Raw genomic sequence first — 19,910 nt, 5'->3', positions numbered from 1 at the left:
GCCCCTTTACATCTCGGGAATAGAGTAAGGATCATCATCGGTGGATATTCTTACCTCCTGCTTCAAAAGAACTCTGGCATATGCAGGAAGCTTAAGCAACTCTCCATGCCGCTCGGGCTCATACCATTTTAAAGAGCTCGCATCAAGCCCCTGTCTCCTGAGAATGGCTTCAGCTTCCTCCCCCGAGCGTTCGGGAATTGGAGATGAAGAACAGACGGAGAAGGCAAAATCGAGGAGATAGCCGGGAATGAAGGTTACAAACTGGACCATGTGAGGGAATACGGCCTTCAGAGTATTGACGATAACGGCAAAGGCTTCCGGATAGAAAAAGGGGGAATCGTTATGAAGGGATAAGAGGCCGCCGGGATTGAGATGATCCCTGCAGAGATCGTAGAATTCCTTTGTGTACACGTACTTAGAGGGCCCCATTGGATCCGTAAGATCCAGTATTATAACGTCATAGCTATCGGAAGACTTTTCAATGAAAGCCCTCCCGTCACCTACGACAAGATTCAGCCGGGGATCCTCAAAGGCATTGGCACAAATCCTGTTCAGAAACCTTCTGGCGACCTCTATAACCTTCCCGTCCAGTTCAACCATGTCCACGCGCTCAACCGTTCTGTACTTCAATATTTCCTCGAGGGCTCCTCCGTCGCCTCCTCCTATCAAAAGCACCTTGCGGGGAACGGAATGTATAACCATAGCAGGGTGGACAAGGCTCTCGTGATAGAAGTATTCTTCTGCTTCGGAAGTTTGGAATCGCCGATCCAGGTAAAGTACTCTTCCGTACTCTTCGGTTTCCACAACATCTATCTGCTGATAGGGTGAATTGGCCGAATACAAGATGGACCTGGCCCGAATTCTTCTGAACATACCCGGCGTCAGAGGTTCATCAAAAAAAACGTCCTTGCTTGAGCTCATCCTATCTCAGCCTCCTCATCGTCAACGAATATCGTCCCGGCCGCATAGAGCACTCCATGCCCGCCGATCAAAACTCTTTCCCCTCGATCTTCACAGATGACCTCTCCTCCTCTCTCCGAAGCCTGATAGGCTCTCAGAGACTTCTTACCCAATCGGGCCGACCAGTAAGGGATAAGGGTGCAATGAGCCGAACCGGTAACCGGATCCTCGGGGACTCCCGCTCTGGGAGCAAAAAACCTGGATACAAAGTCGTACTCATAGTGTGGTGCCGTGACGATCACCCCCAGAACGTCGTTGAGCTTCTGCAATTCGGCAAAATCGGGTTTCATCTTGATGACCTCATCGGGGTCGTCAAAAACGACAAGAAGATCCCTTGACCTGTAAACTTCTGCCGGCTCCGAACCCAGAGCTCTTTCAAGCAAAGGGATCTTTTCGGCAGGCGTCCCCTTTCTTGACGGAAAATCCATGTAGATAACATCGTGATCCTTAAAAACCGTAAGGATTCCGCTCCTGGTGCTGAATTCGATTGGCCCGTCGTATCCGGGCCTGAGTTCACGGTAGATGACGAAGGCCGTGGCAAGTGTCGCGTGCCCGCAAAGGTCCACTTCGACAAGGGGGGTAAACCACCGGAGTTCGTAGAAGCCCTCTCTTCTCTCAAGAGCAAAGGCCGTTTCACTCAGGTTATTCTCCCGTGCAATAAGCTGCATTATACGATCTGGCAGCCATTCTTCGATTATACAAACCGCAGCAGGATTGCCCCTGAAAGGCTTAAGGGTAAAGGCGTCAACCTGGTAAAAAGGTATTTTCCTCATAAATCCTCCGACCTCAGTCAAAATCGAAGGATGATTAAACAAATTTTGGAAATTCTTCAAATGGAAATGCAGGAGTTGCTAACTTTACTCCGATCCCTGACGAGGGCATATCCGTTTTCAAGGATGCCACACAATATTAGATCTTCCTTAAACCCAGATCGCTGGTAGTATAACTTTTCGTAATTATGGTAAGCCTGTCGGCCTTCGAACAGATTCAGAGATTTTTAAGGGGGTATTCCCTGATTTCAATCGCCTGTCCTGGTCAAAGCCGATCCGAACAAATTGATCCGCCTGAAGACTTGGGCTTGGAAAAAACTCTACAACTATTTTACACTTGTAGAGCCGGGTCTCAAAATAACGGGGGGTATCGTGCATGGAGCGGTGGTCGAAGTGGAAGGACGAGTTCATAGAATATCTTCGCAGTGAACGGAGGTTGAGCCCAGAGACCGTTAGAGCTTACCGATCCGATCTTGAACAGTTCATCGACTGGATCGGAAAAAACAATTGCTGCAACTCAAAAGGATCTGAAGCGGAATCAATCGATCACAGGGCTGTTCTCGGCTTTCTTGCAGGGCTTGGGGCGCTCAAAGCCCGCTCCAGAGCAAGAAAGCTTTCGGCCATAAAAACCTTTTTCCGGTTTCTTCAGGACAGATCGATAATAGAAGAAAACCCCGCAGAGGTAATTCGATCTCCCAAGATAGGCTATAACAGTCCACCTCATTTTGATGTTGATGAGATTTACGCTTTTCTTGAAGCGTTGAAAGGCAAAGCGAAAAAAGCGGGCGTAAGCTGGCGCATCGTGAGAAACTGGGCTCTCTTCGAAACTCTTTACGGAACCGGGGTTCGCGTTTCCGAGCTCTGCGGGCTGGACGAAGATGACGTATTTTACGAGGACTTAATCGTGCGCATAAAAGGTAAAGGCGGTAAAGAACGGATAGTTCCGGCTACGCCGATTGCCCTCGAAGCAGTCAGAGATTATCTTTCTGCCCTCCAGGCTCAGGAGCCCCGTAAGCGCCACGTCAGCAGGGCTCTTTTCAAAAATCGTTTCGGTAAAAGATTAACCACCCGGTCCGTAAACCGCATCCTGGAAAGATCTCTCCTGGAAACGGGCATCGGCTTACGCGACGGTCTTGGACCTCATGGAATACGCCACAGCTTCGCCACCCACCTGCTCAACGCCGGAGCCGATCTGAGAGTGATTCAGGAAATGCTGGGCCACAGCAGACTTGAAACGACTCAGAGATATGCACATCTTCATATAGATCGAATAATGGAGCTTTACGATCGAGCACATCCCAGAGGAAGGAAGAGAAAGGAGTTCTGAAGCATGGGGCCTCAGGTGAAAATTCACTCAACGACGGTGCTTGCGCTAAGGCACAAAGACGGCGCCGTTATGGCAGGAGACGGCCAGGTTACGCTGGGGGACACGGTTGTAAAACACGGAGCCCGCAAAGTAAGGCGCATGTACCACGGCAGGGTACTTGCCGGGTTTGCAGGAGCAACCGCTGATGCCTTCACGCTTTTTGAAAGGCTGGAAACCAAACTCGAACAGTACAACGGGAATCTCAAAAGAGCGGCGGTAGAACTGGCCAAGGACTGGCGTACCGATCGGGTATTGAGACGGCTGGAAGCAATGCTTATTGCAATGGATCGTAGCGACTGTTTTATTATCAGCGGAACAGGAGACGTGATAGAACCCGACGACGGCGTTGCAGCAATAGGCTCCGGTGCCCCTTATGCGCTGGCCGCAGCCCGTGCTCTCATTAAGCATTCGCAACTGAGTCCCAGGGAAATAGTTGAAGAAGCAATGAAAATTGCGGCATCCATATGCATTTATACCAACAGGGAATTCGTGATTGAGGAGTTGTGATTATGGATAAGCCTCTTACGCCGGCAGAGATTGTCCGGGAGCTCGACAAATACATTATCGGCCAGCAGGAAGCAAAGCGGATGGTGGCCATAGCGCTGAGGAACAGGTGGAGACGACAGCAGGTTCCGGAGCATCTTCGAGACGAAATAGCACCGAAGAACATCATTATGATCGGTCCCACCGGTGTGGGAAAAACGGAAATTGCCCGCCGGCTTGCCAAACTGGCCCAGTCCCCTTTCCTGAAAGTGGAGGCAACAAAATTTACCGAAGTGGGATACGTGGGGCGGGACGTGGAGTCCATGATTAGAGACCTTACCGATATCGCCGTCAATATGGTAAGGGCGGAAGAGATGGAAAGGGTTCGGGCAAGGGCAGAGGAACTGGCAGAAGAAAAGCTTCTCGACATCCTTCTGCCGCAGTCAAGACGGAAGAACCGTGCCGCCCCGGCGGCGGGAGATTCGGCCGAGGTATCTGAAGTTCAGCAGGTGGATTCCACAAGAGAGAAGCTCAGGAAGCTTTTGAGGGACGGTGCGCTGGATGAAAGATACGTTGAAATAGATGTACCCGATCGCTCCATGCCCATGATAGAAGTGTTTGCCGGAGCCGGTCTTGAAGACCTGGATTACAATCTCAGAGAGATGCTGAGCAGCATGATGCCCAGACGAACCCGACGCCGCAAGGTGAAGATACCGGAGGCTAAAGAGATTTTAATCGAAGAGGAGTCCCAGCGCCTTATAGACATGGATAAGGTCATACGCACCGCTATTGAAAGGGTTGAGCATTCCGGAATTATCTTCATCGACGAGATAGACAAGATAGCGGGTCGGGAAGCTACGGGCGGGCCCGATGTGTCCCGTGAGGGCGTACAGCGGGATCTCCTTCCCATTGTGGAAGGATCAACGGTGATGACAAAATACGGAATGGTCAGGACAGATCACATACTTTTTATAGCCTCCGGCGCTTTCCACATGTCAAAACCGTCGGATCTAATTCCGGAACTTCAGGGCAGATTCCCCATAAGGGTGGAACTCAAGCCCCTCACCAAAGAGGATTTCGTCAGGATTTTAACGGAGCCCGAAAATGCTCTCATCACTCAGTACCGTGCCCTTCTTGCCACAGAAGGCGTGGAACTGGTGTTCGAGGACGATGCGATTGAAGAGATCGCCGAGATTGCCTACGAAGTTAACACCAGAACAGAAAACATCGGTGCAAGAAGGCTTCACACAATAATGGAAAAACTTTTATCGGATATCTCTTTTAATGCCCCCGATCTCCAGGGGCAGACTATTCGCATAACCAGGCAATATGTGCGCGAAACATTGAGAGACATCGTGGAAGATCAGGATCTCAGCAGATACATCCTGTAACGATCAGGTGAGGTAAAAAATTATGGAAGAGATTTCTCCTCAGGATCGGGCGAAGGTCTTAAGCGAGGCCCTGCCATACATTCGGGCTTTTTACGGCAAGAATGTGGTCATAAAGTACGGCGGTCATGCAATGGTGGAAGAATCCCTGAAGGATTCTTTTGCCAGCGATGTGGTCCTCCTGAAGTACATTGGCATCAACCCGATTATAGTCCACGGCGGAGGGCCTCAGATCGGCAACATGCTGAAAAAAATCGGAAAGAAGACGCTCTTTCGAGACGGCATGAGAATTACCGACGAAGAAACCATGAACATTGTGGAAATGGTTCTTGCCGGGCAGGTTAACAAAGAAATAGTCCAGCTGATTCACAGACATGGCGGAAAGGCCGTGGGGCTTAGCGGAAAGGACAGTCAGCTCATCGAAGCCACAAAAATGCAGATTTTCCGTTATCAGGGTGATGACCGACCTCCTGAGATAATAGACATAGGCCTTGTGGGAGAAGTCCGGAGGATAAACACGGACATTCTCAGGATTCTCGAGCAGAGCCAGATAATCCCCGTAATTGCTCCTGTAGGAGTGGGACCTGCAGGTGAAACCTTTAACATCAACGCAGATCTTGTGGCCGGAGCCATCGCAGCATCCCTCAGGGCAAGCAAACTCATCCTCATGACCGATGTCCCCGGAGTTCTTGATAAAGACGGAAACCTCATTTCCAGCATGACCGTTTCAGAAGCTTTGGAGATGATTGAAAACGAAACAATCACCGGAGGGATGATCCCCAAGGTCAGGTGTGCCGTAGATGCGGTTCAATCAGGCGTTCAAAAGGTCCACATTATCGACGGGCGTATCCCCCATGCAGTCCTGCTTGAATTATTCACGGACTCGGGTATAGGTACGGAAATTGTAGAGAACGAAGGGAAGAGAAAATGAGAAGCCCAATTCAGCAACTCGCCGATTCGGTTATATGCAACACCTACGTAAGAGAAGAAGTAACCTTCGTGCGCGGTTCAGGTTGCCGCCTCTGGGACGAGAAAGGCAACGAATATCGGGATTTCGTTGCAGGCATCGCGGTGTGCAATCTCGGTCACTGTCCTGAAAATGTCGCAAAGGCTATATGCGATCAGGCAAGAAAACTGGTGCACGTATCAAATCTTTACTACACAGAACCTCAGGTAGAGCTCGCGGCAGAACTGGTAAAGAGATCCTTTGCCGACAGGGTCTTCTTTTGCAACAGCGGTGCAGAAGCAAACGAAGCGGCCATAAAACTGGCCCGTAAATACAGCCGTGACCGCTTCGGGCCCGGTCGGTTTCACGTAATCACCATGAAGAACTCATTCCACGGGAGAACTCTCGCAACCCTATCGGCAACGGGTCAGGAGAAGGTTCATAAAGGGTTTGAACCTCTCGTGGATGGTTTTGTCTATGTGGACTTTGATTCCATAGAAGCCGTGGAAGCGGCCGTTACCGATAAGACCTGTGCCGTCATGGTCGAACCCATTCAGGGTGAAGGAGGTGTTCGCATCCCCTCTCCCGGTTACCTGAAAGGGCTAAGGGAGTTATGCAACGAAAAGAAACTCCTGCTCATTTTCGACGAAGTTCAGGTTGGAATGGGTCGAACCGGATCTCTCTTTGCCTACGAGCAGGAGGAGGTAGAACCCGACATCATGACCCTTGCCAAGGCCCTTGCAAACGGTCTTCCCATGGGAGCAATGCTGGCCCGCGAAGACGTGGCTTCCTCTTTTGGCCCCGGCTCTCACGCATCAACCTTCGGCGGGACTCCTCTGGTAGCCGCTGCAGCCCTTGAAACGGTCCGAACCATAGCCCAGCGGACCTTCCTTGATCGTGTTAAGACCATGGGAAGGTATTTTCTGGACAAGTTGAAGAAACTTGAACAAAAATACACGTTTGTAAAAGATGTTAGAGGGCGGGGGCTTATGGTAGCAATGGAGCTCGATATTCCGGGGGCTCCGATCGTAAAGTCCTGTCTCGAAAAGGGGGCGTTAATAAATTGTGTTCAGGAAAAAATCCTGCGTTTCACCCCGCCTCTGATTGTGGAACGGGAAGAAATAGATTGGCTTGTCGAAATACTGGACGGGGTTTTTAAGGAGCAGGCATGAAAAGGCATTTTCTTACACTCTGGGATGTGACTGAAGAAGAGATATGGGCACTTATTGAACGGGCTCAGGTGCTGAAGAAAGCCTGCAGAGAAGGTTCTCCAATCCAGACTTTAAGGGGCAAAGTATTGGGGCTTCTTTTTTTAAAGCCTTCGACGAGAACCCGCGTATCCTTCGAAGCCGGAATGTATCGTCTGGGCGGACAGTGCATATTCATGACTTCCAGAGAAACTCAGCTTGCACGAAAGGAGCCACTTTCGGACACGGCAAGAGTCCTTTCGCGATACATTGATGCACTGGTCGTGAGAACCTACGGCCACCATGAAGTAGAGGAACTGGCCCGGTATTCGACGATACCGGTTATAAACGGCCTTACGGACCTCTACCATCCATGTCAGGTCCTGAGCGATATAATGACGGTCTGGGAGAAAAAAGGTTCCTTTGATTTCCCCATTGCCTGGGTTGGTGATGGAAACAACGTGGCTCACTCCTGGATTGTGGCCTCAGCCCGCCTTGGTTTAACCCTTCGGGTTGCCACTCCCAAAGGGTACGAACCCGATAAATCCATCGTGGAACGGGCTCTTCGGGAAGGTAAGGGGCGCATTGAACTGCTTAACGATCCCGTTAAAGCCGTTGAAGGTGCTCAGGTCGTAAATACGGACGTATGGGCCAGCATGGGGCAGGAAGACGAAGCAGAGGCAAGAAGGGAGGTTTTCAGACCCTATCAGGTTAATGAAGGTCTGCTGAAACACGCCCATCCTGAGGCAATCGTTATGCACTGCCTGCCGGCTCACAGAGGCGAAGAAATAACCGACGAGGTCATGGAACGATACGGCAGTGTTATCTTCGATCAGGCGGAAAACCGAATGTTTGCCCAGATGGCGTTGCTTGAGTGGCTTTTAATCGGCTCTTAAAGGAAGAACACGGGAGAGATGCTCATGGCTGAAGTAAAAAAGGTGGTTCTGGCCTATTCGGGTGGGCTGGACACCTCGATAATTCTGAAATGGCTCGTTGAGACCTACGGATGTGAAGTGATTGCCTTTTCGGCTGACATCGGTCAGGGTGAAGAATTGGCCGGGCTCGAAGAAAAGGCGCTCAAAACCGGAGCATCCAAGGTTATCATTGAAGACCTCAGGGAGGAATTCGTTAAGGACTTCGTTTTTCCCATGTTCAGGGCAAATGCGATCTATGAAGGTCAGTATCTGCTTGGAACCTCCATAGCCCGTCCTCTCATAGCAAAACGCCAGATAGAGATTGCCCATGCCGAAGGGGCAGACGCCGTAAGTCACGGTGCTACGGGCAAAGGTAACGATCAGGTCAGGTTTGAACTGACCTATATGGCCCTTGACCCGGACATTACCATAATTGCCCCCTGGAGAGAGTGGTCTTTTAGATCCCGGAAGGAGCTTCTGGATTTCGCTAGAAAGCATGGTATTCCGGTCCCCGTTACGGAAGCAAAGCCTTACAGCTCCGACAGGAACCTTCTCCACATAAGCTACGAAGGCGGTATCCTTGAGGATCCCTGGGCGGCTCCCCCTGAGGATATGTTTACCCTGACGGTAAGCCCGGAGCGTGCGCCCGACAGGCCGGAGATCATCGAGATAGAGTTCGAGCGTGGCGACCCGGTGGCAATCAACGGAGAACGGCTCAGTCCTGCAAATCTGCTCGCCCGGCTGAATGAACTTGGAGGGAAGCACGGTATTGGGCGTGTTGACATAGTGGAAAACCGGTTCGTTGGGATGAAATCAAGGGGCGTTTACGAGACTCCCGGAGGTACCATTCTTCGCGTAGCCCACAGGGCGATAGAATCCATAACCATGGACAGAGAAGTGCTCCACATAAGGGATTCGCTGATACCGGAATATTCAAGACTTATCTATTACGGCTTCTGGTTTGCACCGGAAAGAAGAGTGCTTCAAAGTCTTATGGACATGGCTCAAGAGACGGTATGGGGAACTGTGCGGCTAAAGCTCTATAAGGGCAATGTTTATGTTCTCGGCCGCAAATCCGATCGTTCACTCTACCAGCCCAGCTTTGCCACTTTTGAAGAAGACGACGTGTACGATCAGAAGGATGCAACGGGATTTATAAGGCTTCAGGGGCTAAGGCTCAGGATAGCGTCGCTTTTGAAGAAACAGAAAGGGCTTCCGGAATGATGGTAATCAAGCCTTGGCAGGGTCGCTTTGAAAAATCCGCACACAGAGAAGTGGAAAAGTATACCGAGTCCTTGAGCTTTGATAGAGTTCTTTACAAGTACGACATCCTGGGAAGTATAGCCCATTGTAAGATGCTTGCCGAATGCGGGATCATATCCCACGAAGAGGCTTCTGAGATAGTCGGGGCTCTCGGAGAAATCCAGAGAGAAATCGAACGGGGTGAGTTTGTCTTCGATCCTGCCTTTGAAGACATTCACATGGCAATTGAACACAGGCTGATCCAGAAAATAGGTGACGTGGGTGGAAAGCTCCACACGGCGAGAAGCCGAAACGATCAGGTATGCCTTGATCTGAGGCTTTATCTCCGGGATGTCATACTTTCCATAAGAGAACACATCCTGGAAGTCATAAGGATTCTCACCGACCTTGCGGAAAAGCACGTGGAAGACGTGCTACCGGGCTATACCCACCTCCAGCATGCTCAACCTGTTAGCCTCGGCCATCATCTGATGGCTTACTGCGAAATGTTTGCAAGGGACGATGAAAGATTTCGGGACTGCTTCACCAGAGTAAACGTCCTGCCTCTGGGTAGTGCTGCCCTTGCCGGAACGACTTTCCCTATCGACATGGAGTGGACGGCCCGATATCTCGGTTTTGACAGGGTAACCCGGAACAGTATGGATGCGGTTTCGGACAGGGATTTTGCCGTCGAATTCCTCGGCTGTTCTGCAATAACGGCCATGCATCTTAGCCGTCTGGCGGAAGAGCTTGTTCTCTGGTCTTCTTCTGAATTCGGCTTCCTGGAGATGAGCGATGCCTTCTGTACGGGATCGAGCATAATGCCGCAGAAAAAAAACCCGGATGTTGCGGAGCTCATGCGCGGAAAAGCGGGCAGAATTTACGGAAACCTCGTTACCCTGTTGACCGTCCTCAAGGGTCTACCTCTTACCTACAACAGGGACCTGCAGGAAGACAAGGAACCGGTTTTTGACACCGCCAGCACCATCATTAACTCTCTCAGAATACTGACCATGTTGCTTCCGGAAATTTCCTTCAGAACTGACCGGATGGCAAAGGTGCTGGAAGATGGATGGCTCCTTGCCACCGAGCTTGCAGATTACCTGGTATGCAAGGGAGTACCTTTTCGGAAGGCTCACCATACGGTAGGCCAGATCGTAAAGTATGCCATCGAGTCCGGCAAGAAGCTTACGGGGCTCAGTGTTGAAGAACTCAGGAAATTTCACAAATCCTTTGAAGAAGACGTAAAAGAAGTCATGGATGTGAAGGCTGCCGTCTCGCGAAGGACTTCCATCGGTGGAACGGCTTTTTCTCGCGTGAGAGAAGCAATAGAGGAAGTGCGAAGGGAACTCACAATCCGTAAGGAAGATCTAATCGGTCTGAGATCAAAGATACCTTCTGAATGGGGAGAAGTGGTCAACGAGTAACATCACAAGGAGATATGCCGGGTGCATCGCTACGCCTTTTGCATCGGAGCAATTCTTTGGATACCTCTTTTTCTGGCATTCCAGGGCTGTGGGAAAAAGACTCTGCCTCTGCCGGAAGTCCGGCAGGTTCTCCCGGAGATATCCATAGAAAAAGCCGACATTACCGGTGAAGGCATAGTAATATCGTGGAAGCTTCCGGAAACCGGTGAAATTCGATCGCCGGCTGGTAAAAAGCATAAAAACGAAACCGGGAGATTTGAAAACTATCCCTATTGCTTTGTTGTGGAAAAGGCCGAAATTTCACGGGGTGGGACCCTTTGTATGGAATGCCCCGATCTACCCTGGGAACAATCCACGTGCTTACACCCTGCATTTCCCGGCCCTGCAGCCTTTGACGGAAGGACGATGAAATGGAAGGACGGGAACGTTAGAAGAGGACATGCATACCGGTATCGCGTGGTCGTGTATGACGTGGGCACTCAGAGACCCCTTGTTTACAGTTCTCCCTTCGATCTCGTTGTCTCCGAACCACCGGTTTCCATTGAAAAGGGTAATGCGAAATCCGACGAAAAAGGTATATTCTTAACATGGTTTTTGCCTGCCAACGGCAGCGTCCAGAAAAATGCCGGGGAGATCAGATTTGCTGTGGAAAGAAGAAGCGAGGCATCACAATGGAAGCGTGTGGATGCGGGAGATCTGGGCAATACCAGTTATCTGGACACAGAGGTAAAACCGGGAATGACCTATGAGTATCGCGTTACACCCTACCTAAAGAAGGGCGCGGTAACCGTATGGGGAACGCCCTTTGTATTGCCTCCCATAGCCGCCGAGGATAGAATGCTGCCTCCTCCTCCGAAAACTGTATGGGTTGTTCCGGGCAAAGAGGGGCTCGAGATTCACTGGCTTGAAGTGACAAAACCCGTAAAGGGGTATCATGTGTATCGAAAGTACGAAGATGGAACCATTCTGAGGCTTACTCAACAACCCGTGGAGCATCCTCCCTTTATTGACAAAGGGGTTAAAAAAAACGTCGTATATTTCTATGCAGTTTCATCACTTTCGCCCTACCCTCCTTACAGGGAAGGACTGGTATCGTCCTGGGTTGAGATACGCAACGTCTTTTCGGGCAAAGAAGAGAGGTAAACGGGTTATGCATCACTTTCACTACGTAGGGAAAGAGCTCTATTGTGAGGAGGTTCCTTTAAAGAGGATAGCCGCTGAGGTGGGAACTCCCTGTTATGTTTACAGTTATGCCACTCTTACAAGGCACTTCGAGGTCTTTGACGGAGCCTTCTCCTCCGTTCCTCATCTGACGTGCTTCGCCGTCAAGGCCAACTCCAACATCGGCGTTCTGAATTTGCTGGGCCGCCTTGGTGCGGGCATGGATATTGTCTCGGGAGGAGAGCTCTTCAGGGTACGGAGAGCCGGCATTCCGGCAAAAAGGGTCGTCTATTCCGGAGTGGGAAAGACGGTGGAAGAAATCGACTATGCCCTCCGGGAAGGTATTCTGATGTTCAATATCGAATCTGCCGAAGAACTGGAGTTGATCAACAGCCGTGCGGGCGCTCTGGGTTTAAAGGCTCCGGTTGCCATAAGGGTCAACCCCGATGTGGATCCGCAGACCCACCCATACATATCGACGGGGCTTAAGAAAAATAAATTCGGAATAGATGTTGACCTGGCTCTGAAGGAATATGAGAGAGCCTCGAAGCTTGAAAACGTCGAGATAGTCGGAGTTGACTGTCACATAGGAAGCCAGCTAACGGAACTTGCTCCCTTTGTGGATGCACTGCGAAGACTGAAGGTGCTCATATCCAGGCTGGAAGAGCGAAACATCCACATAAAATACCTGGATCTGGGAGGAGGACTTGGTATTCCCTATCAATCGGAAACTCCTCCTCATCCCAGAGAATACGCCGAGGCATTAATAAACGAACTCAGGAATACCCCTTATACCCTGATACTTGAACCCGGCCGTGTAATAGTAGGCAACGCCGGAGTGTTGCTCACCCGAGTGCTGTACACGAAGCAGACCCCCTCGAAAAAATTTCTCATAGTGGATGCGGCGATGAACGACCTTATAAGACCAAGCCTTTACGGTTCCTACCACGCCATCCGGCCCGTAATAAAGAACGACGAAGCCGGCGAGGAAGTGGTGGATGTCGTTGGGCCTATCTGTGAATCAGGAGATTTTCTCGCCCGGGAGCGGGCCATCCAGAAGAGCACTTCGGGGGATCTTCTGGCGGTAATGAGCGCAGGAGCATACGGTTTCACCATGGCTTCCAACTACAATTCTCGACCACGGCCTGCAGAAATTATGGTGAAAGGCAGCAGCTTTGAAGTCATAAGGGAGCGGGAAAGCTGGGAAGATCTGGTCAGACTGGAAAGGATACCGTCTTTTTAGCGAGGTTTGTGATGGAACGGGCTGAGCGCATCCCCTTTGTAAAAATGACGGGAAGCGGTAACGACTTTATTCTCGTGGACAATCGCAACGGCCTAATCAAACCCGAAGAGGGCCCTCTATTTGCAAAAAAAGTCTGCCGTCGCAAGCTTTCGGTTGGGGCCGACGGCCTTATCCTGATCGAAAAAGACGGTGAAGTTGACTTTTCCTGGAGGTTTTACAATTCCGACGGGAGCGAAGCGGAAATGTGCGGAAACGGTGCGCGCTGTGCCGCCCGCTTTGCCGTGCTTAAAGGCATAGTGGACTCCCCATCCATGACCTTCAGAACTCTGGCCGGGCTGATTAAAGCGGAGGTTGCAGGAGAAAGGGTAAGGGTTCAAATTCCGGAACTTCACGGTCTGAAGCTAAACATCGATTTAAGATTAGACGAGAACAGGACGGCGAAGGTGCACTTCGTAAACAGTGGAGTGCCTCATGTGGTGTGGATTCTGGACACAAAAGAAGAGCTGGAAAAGGTGGATGTGGTGGGGCTCGGAAGAAGGATACGCTTTCACGAAAATTTCAGCCCTGCCGGAACAAATGCCAACTTCATCTGGGTGCAAGACAGGCAGTCCGTAGTCATCCGCACTTACGAAAGAGGAGTCGAAGACGAAACTCTGGCCTGTGGTACGGGCAGTATTGCGGCCGCGGCAATAACGGTTGCTCTGGGATTAACCGACCCACCGGTGTCGCTGGTAACCCGCGGAGGAGAAATACTCAGGGTGTTTTTTGAATACGATGACGGCCGGTTCGAAAATCTGTTCCTCGAGGGTCCTGCCCTCGTAGTCTATGAGGGTAGCCTCTGGGATGAAACGGTACGATAAAAGAGTTTAACCAAAGCCGTTCAAATAGGAGCAAACCATGTTTAAGGGTGCTTTTGTTGCCATAGTAACGCCGTTTAAAGACGGCAAGGTTGACGAAGATGCGTTGAGAAAGCTCATAGATTACCAGATTGAGCAGGGAACACACGGAATTGTGCCCTGCGGAACCACGGGGGAATCGGCAACTCTGTCCTTCGAAGAGCACGAACGGGTCGTTGAAATAACGGTCGAGCATGTCAACAAAAGGGTTCCCGTACTTGCCGGGACAGGTTCAAACAACACCGCGGAGGCAATACGACTTACGAGGCATGCCGAGAAAGTGGGGGCAGACGGGGCGTTGATGATCAGCCCCTATTACAACAAGCCCACTCAGGAAGGGTTATACAGGCACTTTGAAAAGGTGGCAGCCTCCGTAAACATTCCCATAATCGTTTATAACATCCCCGGGCGAACCGCCGTGAACATAGAGCCTGAAACGATGGAACGCCTTTCCAGGATTGAAAACATTGTTGGCGTAAAAGAAGCGTCGGGCTCGATAAAGCAGGTTATGGAAATCATTGCGAGATGTGGAGAGAACTTTGATGTTCTCTCCGGAGAAGATTACATAACCTTCCCGCTTCTTTCACTCGGCGGTAAGGGTGTCATCTCCGTTGTTTCCAATGTAGCCCCCAGGGACATGGCGGACATGTGCAATTTCGCTCTGGAAGGAAAATGGGACGAAGCCCGCAGTCTCCATTACAAACTACTCCCCCTCTGCAACATTCTTTTCTGTGAAACCAATCCCGTTCCGGTCAAGGCGGCACTTCACATGATGGGAAAGATCCCCAGTGACGAGGTTAGACTTCCCCTCGCCCCACTTTCCGAAAATAACCGAAACAAACTGCAAAGCGTGCTGAAACAATACGGTCTTTTGAGCTAACCGTGGGGGATGAAATGATACGAGTTGCCGTTGCGGGAATTGCGGGAAGGATGGGAAGCCGTATTGCCCAGCTGGTCAGTGAAGCGGAAGATTTGACGCTGGTCGGCTGCTGGGAGCGTAAGGATCATCCTCTGGTCGGCAAGCCCCTTAAAAGCGCCGTAGCCTGGGCTCCCGAGGGCCTGATGGTTTCAGAATCGCCCGAAAAGGCGGTGGAAAATGCCGAGGTTGTTATCGATTTCACGGTCCCGGAGGCAACGGTAGAACACGCAAAAATCTGCGCATCCATGGGAATATGCGCCGTCATAGGGACAACGGGGCTATCCGAAACCGACAGAAAGATCCTTGAGGAATGTGCCAGAAAGATCCCCATGGTTGTGGCTCCTAACATGAGTGTGGGGGTCAATGTGCTTTTCAGGCTTGTGGAATTTGCTGCAAGGCTCCTCGGGCCGGACTTCGACATTGAGATCGTCGAAGCCCATCACAGATTCAAGAAAGATGCTCCAAGCGGAACGGCAATAAAGCTGGGACAGATCCTTGCTGACGCAACGGGACGAAGCTGGGATAATTCGGCCGTCTATGTCCGGAAGGGCATAGTTGGAGAACGAAAGCCAGAGGAGATAGGTATTCAGGTTCTCAGGGCCGGCGACATAGTGGGTGAACACACGGTGCTTTTTGCAAGCCTCGGAGAGCGTATTGAGATAACCCACAGAGCCCACAGCAGAGACAATTTTGCCCGTGGTGCATTGAGAGCGGCTAGATGGGTGGTCGGTAAAGCTCCAGGGCTCTACGATATGCAAAATGTCCTGGGTCTTGTCTGAAAGGAGGCTCCATATGCAGATTGAGAGGGCTGAACGACTCAAAAAGCTTCCTCCCTATCTTTTCAAAGAGCTGGATCGTCTTAGAGATGAAGTCAGAGCTCAGGGTGTCGATATAATCGATTTCGGGGTTGGAGATCCGGATCTACCGACCCCTGATCACATAGTTGAAGCCCTGAAGAAGGCCGTGGAAGATCCGTCCACGCACAGGTATCCGTCTTACTCCGGAATGAACGACTTCAGGGACTGTGTAGCCCGATGGTATAAAAAACGCTTCGGAGTGGATCTCGATCCTGCCCGGGAAGTGATCGTACTGATAGGGTCAAAGGAGGGCATCGCCCACATTCCTCTGGCTTTTATAAACCCCGGAGATCTGGCGCTCGTCCCTACTCCGGCTTATCCCGTATATCACACGGGAACGATTTTTGCCGGGGGCGAGTCCTATTTTATGCCGCTCCTTGAAGAAAACGATTTCCTGCCCGATCTGAACGCAATACCCGAAGATGTGGCAGAAAAAGCCAGGATGATGTTCATAAACTATCCCAACAATCCGACGAGTGCGGTGGCAGAAGAGGATTTTTTCCGAAGAGTGGTGGATTTTGCCAGAACCTACAACATAATCGTGTGTCACGACGCGGCTTATTCCGAACTCGCTTTTGACGGCTATAAGCCTATGAGCTTTCTCCAGGTAGAAGGAGCAAAGGAGGTAGGAATTGAATTTCATTCCCTGTCGAAGACCTACAACATGACGGGATGGCGGCTGGGATTTGCCGTGGGTAATGCCGAAGTCATACAGGGACTGGGACAGGTTAAAAGCAACATTGACTCCGGGGCCTTTAATGCCGTTCAGATGGCCGGCATAGCCGCACTGGAAGGTGATCAGACCTGTGTTGAGGAAAACTGCAGGATTTACAAAGAGCGGCGGGATGTGCTGGTGGCCGGTTTACGATCGGCCGGTCTTAAGCCAATAGTTCCGAAGGCAACCTTTTACGTCTGGTGCCGAATACCTGAAAACACGACCTCAACGGATTTTTCGATGAGGCTTTTGAAAGAAGCCGGGATAGTAACAACCCCCGGAAACGGTTTCGGAGAACCCGGTGAAGGTTACGTAAGGTTTGCCCTTACGGTTCCGGTGGAGCGAATTGAGGAAGCCATCGAGAGAATCAAAAAACTGGGAGTTTGAAAAACCTTGGTTGATGTGTACATCGGCATAGGAAGCAATATGAACAACCCCCACAGGATGTGTGAAGAAGCAGTTGAAAGGCTTTCCGGGCTCGAGGGATTTCAGCTTAAGCGCGTATCGTCCTGGTACTTTACGGAGCCGGTAGGATATAGAGAACAGGCCTGGTTCGTTAATGGAGTGGCTGAAGGGTCAACCCTTCTCGCACCTCTACAACTGCTGGAGAACCTTCAGAAGATAGAGTCCGAAATGGGAAGGGTCCGGGACTTCAAGTGGGGACCCAGAACGGTCGATCTGGACATTCTCTTTTACGGGGACGAGATCGTCGAACTACCGGGCCTGACAATCCCTCATCCAGAGCTACACAGAAGAAGGTTCGTTCTGGTACCACTCTGCGAACTCGTCCCCGAGCTCAGACACCCCGTCCTGGGAATTACGGTTAAAGAACTCCTTACCGGAATTTCAGAAGAAGGACAGGAAGTAAGAAAGGTGGAGTATCTATGATTCGGCTGATAATTTATCTTGCAGTCGCCTATCTGGTCTTCAGATGGTGGAAATCAAAGCGAAAAAAGGATGAAATTCGGGATACCATGTCAGGAAGGAAACCTCTTGAAAGTGCAGAGCTGGTGCAGGATCCCCAGTGTGGTGTTTACTTCGTGAAGGATCGCGGAGTTAAAACCGATATTAACGGTGAAACCTATTACTTTTGCAGTGAAGAGTGCCGCAAGGCGTTTCTTGCACGCACGGGCACTTCCGAAGAGAGATAAAAAAGCTGAGGAGGCAGATTCCCATGAAATTCTTCATCGACACGGCCAACCTGGACGAAATTCGGGCTGCCCATGAACTGGGAGTTCTGGACGGAGTAACCACAAATCCCACACTTGTAGCCAAAGAAGGCATATCTGGCCGTGAGGGCTTCAAGAAACACATCAAGGCCATTTGCGAGCTGGTTAAAGGTCCGGTGAGCGCAGAAGCCGTAAGCACAAGGGCAGAAGATCTTATTGCCGAAGCTGAAGAACTTGCGGCCATAGATCCTCATGTGGTTGTGAAAATCCCCATGACCAAAGAAGGTCTTAAGGCGGTGAAGGTTCTTTCTGAAAAAGGCATAAAAACTAACGTAACTCTTGTGTTTTCACCTCTCCAGGCTCTTCTTGCAGCCAAAGCCGGAGCAACCTATGTAAGCCCTTTTGTGGGCCGGCTTGACGACATAGCGTCACCGGGAATGAACCTGATAAGAGAGGTTGTGGACATATACTCAAACTACCTGATAGAAACCGAGATCATTGTAGCAAGCATTCGGAACCCTCTCCATGTTCTGGAGGCCGCAAAAATGGGGGCAGATATTGCAACCATACCCTTTAAGGTCATCGAGCAACTGCTCAAGCACCCTCTCACCGACGCAGGCATAGAAAAGTTCATGTGTGACTGGAAGAAGGTGGAAGAGTGCAAATAATCATGAAGAGGGGGCTGTTTCTGCAATGAGGATCCCTTGGCTTGTGACGGCAATGCTGATAGTGGGGCTGGTGTGTTACGGTGACTGCTGTGCTGAAATATATCAATATGTTGACGAAAACGGAGTAATTCACTTTACAAATGTTCCTGTCCCGGGAAGTAGCTCAATCAGACCTCCTCAAAAAAGATCTTACAAGCCAGAAAGACAGCCCCTGTCGCCTTCCCGTGTATCCTATTATGAAAAAACCTTTGAACGTTATATCGAGCAAATATCCCGCTACTTTGGATTGGATCCCAAACTGGTTAAAGCGGTGATCAAAGCCGAATCGGGGTTCAATCCCCATGCCGTGTCTCGTAAAGGAGCCATTGGGCTCATGCAACTCATGCCCGATACTGCGGCAGAAATGGGAGTGTTCAACCCTTATCATCCCGTGCATAATATAGTCGGAGGCGTAAGGTATCTGAAACAAATGCTTCAGGAGTTTAATAACAATCTTGTTCTGGCACTCGCCGCGTATAATGCGGGTCCCAATGCTGTGAAACGCTACGGTGGGATACCTCCGTATAGTGAAACGCGGGATTACGTCAGGCGAGTGCTACAGTACTATCTTCAGTACAAGAGACGCGACAGGTGAAGTTGAGTAAAAACGACACCCGAGATGACAAGACAGAATGAGCGAAAAGCAGAGTTTTTAAATCTTCCCAACATCCTGACCTGCCTTAGGATATGCGCCATCCCGCTGGTAATCTTATTGCTGATCCCTCCCGTCAGCCCTGTAGCCTATAATTGTGCCTTTTTACTGTGCCTTTTTGCCTTGATTACCGACTACCTTGACGGAATTCTCGCGAGAAGACACAATCGGGTGACTTCCACGGGCAAACTACTGGATCCTCTGGCAGATAAGCTTCTCGTGTCCGCCGTTTTTATCATGCTTATCCCCCTGGGACGAATCCCGGCATGGATGACCTTTATGGTCGTAAGCCGCGAAATCATTATCACGGGTCTGCGTTCTCTGGCCGCATCTCACGGATTGATCATAAATGCAAGCCGTCTGGGAAAAAACAAAATGGTTTCCCAATCAATTGCCATGCTGTTACTATTATTGTCGATACCGGGCGTGGAAGAAAAGTTAGTCATTCTGGGGCAGATTTTTGTAGGAATATCAATTATTCTGGGCTACTGGTCGGCTGTGCGTTATTTCATGAACTTTTACAGGGAAACGAGGAGGTAGCCATGAAGATTTTACGGATAGACATGGGGGCGGAAGGTGGACCCAGGGTTGTGGAGAGCGGTCTTGGGGAGTATGAGGGTTTTGGTGGCCGTGGGCTGACTTCTGCGATTGTTTCCCGGGAGGTTCCGCCTGACTGTCATCCTTTGAGCGGTGAAAACAAGCTTGTCATAGCCCCCGGGCTTCTTAGTGGAACCACGGGAGCCATGACGGGAAGGATCTCGGTGGGTTGCAAGAGTCCTCTTACGGGCACAATCAAGGAAGCCAATGCGGGAGGTCAGCCTGCTCAGGTACTGGCCCGGCTGGGTTATGCGGCAATCGTTCTTGAGGGCAAACCCAGAACGGATGATCTCTACGTAGTTTACATAAAC

General features: G+C 50.6%; 22 protein-coding genes. 20 read left to right on the top strand and 2 right to left on the bottom strand.

Annotated features, from left to right (window positions below; translation table 11 throughout):
- Positions 1-6: 6 nt before the first annotated feature.
- On the bottom strand, positions 7-921 hold the full coding sequence (speE, locus tag BM091_RS13140; RefSeq protein WP_093396427.1) for a polyamine aminopropyltransferase: 915 nt from the start codon (positions 919-921) through the stop codon (positions 7-9).
- Positions 918-1,733, bottom strand: coding sequence for a PhzF family phenazine biosynthesis protein (locus BM091_RS13135; protein WP_093396425.1), 816 nt, complete (start codon positions 1,731-1,733; stop codon positions 918-920). The genes speE and BM091_RS13135 overlap by 4 nt, the downstream gene beginning before the upstream one ends.
- Positions 1,734-2,106: 373 nt before the next feature.
- Between BM091_RS13135 and BM091_RS13130 the strand changes: the two genes are divergently transcribed.
- From BM091_RS13130 to BM091_RS13035, 20 genes are all read left to right on the top strand, one after another.
- Complete coding sequence (locus BM091_RS13130) at positions 2,107-3,057, top strand: tyrosine-type recombinase/integrase (protein WP_093396424.1); 951 nt, start codon at positions 2,107-2,109, stop codon at positions 3,055-3,057.
- Between the two features lie 3 nt (positions 3,058-3,060).
- Positions 3,061-3,603: an ATP-dependent protease subunit HslV gene (gene hslV / locus BM091_RS13125; protein ID WP_093396423.1), complete on the top strand. Its 543-nt coding sequence runs from the start codon at positions 3,061-3,063 to the stop codon at positions 3,601-3,603.
- Positions 3,604-3,605: 2 nt separating this feature from the next.
- Positions 3,606-4,970, top strand: coding sequence for an ATP-dependent protease ATPase subunit HslU (gene hslU / locus BM091_RS13120; RefSeq protein ID WP_093396421.1), 1,365 nt, complete (start codon positions 3,606-3,608; stop codon positions 4,968-4,970).
- 22 nt (positions 4,971-4,992) lie between these two features.
- On the top strand, positions 4,993-5,898 hold the full coding sequence (gene argB, locus BM091_RS13115) for an acetylglutamate kinase (protein ID WP_093396420.1): 906 nt from the start codon (positions 4,993-4,995) through the stop codon (positions 5,896-5,898).
- On the top strand, positions 5,895-7,085 hold the full coding sequence (locus BM091_RS13110) for an aspartate aminotransferase family protein (protein WP_093396418.1): 1,191 nt from the start codon (positions 5,895-5,897) through the stop codon (positions 7,083-7,085). Before argB ends, BM091_RS13110 begins: the two co-directional genes overlap by 4 nt.
- A complete protein-coding gene (argF, locus tag BM091_RS13105) occupies positions 7,082-7,996 on the top strand; it encodes an ornithine carbamoyltransferase (protein WP_093396417.1) in 915 nt (304 codons plus the stop codon). The genes BM091_RS13110 and argF overlap by 4 nt, the downstream gene beginning before the upstream one ends.
- Before the next feature lie 24 nt (positions 7,997-8,020).
- Entirely contained in the window at positions 8,021-9,238 is a 1,218-nt protein-coding gene (locus BM091_RS13100) for an argininosuccinate synthase (RefSeq protein WP_093396415.1), read from the top strand.
- A complete protein-coding gene (gene argH / locus BM091_RS13095) occupies positions 9,238-10,683 on the top strand; it encodes an argininosuccinate lyase (RefSeq protein ID WP_093396472.1) in 1,446 nt (481 codons plus the stop codon). The genes BM091_RS13100 and argH overlap by 1 nt, the downstream gene beginning before the upstream one ends.
- 21 nt (positions 10,684-10,704) lie before the next feature.
- Positions 10,705-11,826 carry a fibronectin type III domain-containing protein gene (locus BM091_RS13090; RefSeq protein ID WP_093396414.1) on the top strand — a complete coding sequence of 374 codons (1,122 nt, stop codon included), beginning with the start codon at positions 10,705-10,707 and terminating at the stop codon, positions 11,824-11,826.
- A 7-nt stretch (positions 11,827-11,833) separates the two neighbouring features.
- Positions 11,834-13,087, top strand: coding sequence for a diaminopimelate decarboxylase (lysA, locus tag BM091_RS13085; RefSeq protein ID WP_093396412.1), 1,254 nt, complete (start codon positions 11,834-11,836; stop codon positions 13,085-13,087).
- Positions 13,088-13,098: 11 nt separating this feature from the next.
- Positions 13,099-13,947: a diaminopimelate epimerase gene (gene dapF, locus BM091_RS13080; protein WP_093396411.1), complete on the top strand. Its 849-nt coding sequence runs from the start codon at positions 13,099-13,101 to the stop codon at positions 13,945-13,947.
- A gap of 37 nt (positions 13,948-13,984) precedes the next feature.
- A complete protein-coding gene (gene dapA, locus BM091_RS13075; protein ID WP_093396409.1) occupies positions 13,985-14,863 on the top strand; it encodes a 4-hydroxy-tetrahydrodipicolinate synthase in 879 nt (292 codons plus the stop codon).
- Between the two features lie 14 nt (positions 14,864-14,877).
- Positions 14,878-15,681, top strand: coding sequence for a 4-hydroxy-tetrahydrodipicolinate reductase (dapB, locus tag BM091_RS13070; RefSeq protein WP_093396407.1), 804 nt, complete (start codon positions 14,878-14,880; stop codon positions 15,679-15,681).
- A 13-nt stretch (positions 15,682-15,694) separates the two neighbouring features.
- Positions 15,695-16,861: an LL-diaminopimelate aminotransferase gene (locus tag BM091_RS13065; protein ID WP_093396405.1), complete on the top strand. Its 1,167-nt coding sequence runs from the start codon at positions 15,695-15,697 to the stop codon at positions 16,859-16,861.
- 15 nt (positions 16,862-16,876) lie between these two features.
- On the top strand, positions 16,877-17,362 hold the full coding sequence (gene folK / locus BM091_RS13060; protein WP_245735380.1) for a 2-amino-4-hydroxy-6-hydroxymethyldihydropteridine diphosphokinase: 486 nt from the start codon (positions 16,877-16,879) through the stop codon (positions 17,360-17,362).
- Positions 17,359-17,625 carry a YHS domain-containing protein gene (locus BM091_RS13055; protein ID WP_093396402.1) on the top strand — a complete coding sequence of 89 codons (267 nt, stop codon included), beginning with the start codon at positions 17,359-17,361 and terminating at the stop codon, positions 17,623-17,625. The genes folK and BM091_RS13055 overlap by 4 nt, the downstream gene beginning before the upstream one ends.
- Positions 17,626-17,648: 23 nt before the next feature.
- Positions 17,649-18,311: a fructose-6-phosphate aldolase gene (gene fsa / locus BM091_RS13050; RefSeq protein WP_093396401.1), complete on the top strand. Its 663-nt coding sequence runs from the start codon at positions 17,649-17,651 to the stop codon at positions 18,309-18,311.
- 25 nt (positions 18,312-18,336) lie between these two features.
- A complete protein-coding gene (locus BM091_RS13045) occupies positions 18,337-18,945 on the top strand; it encodes a lytic transglycosylase domain-containing protein (protein ID WP_093396399.1) in 609 nt (202 codons plus the stop codon).
- 24 nt (positions 18,946-18,969) lie between these two features.
- On the top strand, positions 18,970-19,542 hold the full coding sequence (pgsA, locus tag BM091_RS13040) for a CDP-diacylglycerol--glycerol-3-phosphate 3-phosphatidyltransferase (protein ID WP_093396398.1): 573 nt from the start codon (positions 18,970-18,972) through the stop codon (positions 19,540-19,542).
- 2 nt (positions 19,543-19,544) lie between these two features.
- On the top strand, positions 19,545-19,910 hold a 366-nt coding region (locus BM091_RS13035; RefSeq protein ID WP_281243993.1), incomplete at its 3' end, for an aldehyde ferredoxin oxidoreductase N-terminal domain-containing protein.

It is taken from the genome of Thermodesulforhabdus norvegica (assembly GCF_900114975.1).
Lineage (GTDB): Bacteria > Desulfobacterota > Syntrophobacteria > Syntrophobacterales > Thermodesulforhabdaceae > Thermodesulforhabdus > Thermodesulforhabdus norvegica.
The sequence above is the reverse complement of the archived record's forward strand: the minus strand, read 5'-3'. Positions and strand labels throughout refer to the sequence as shown.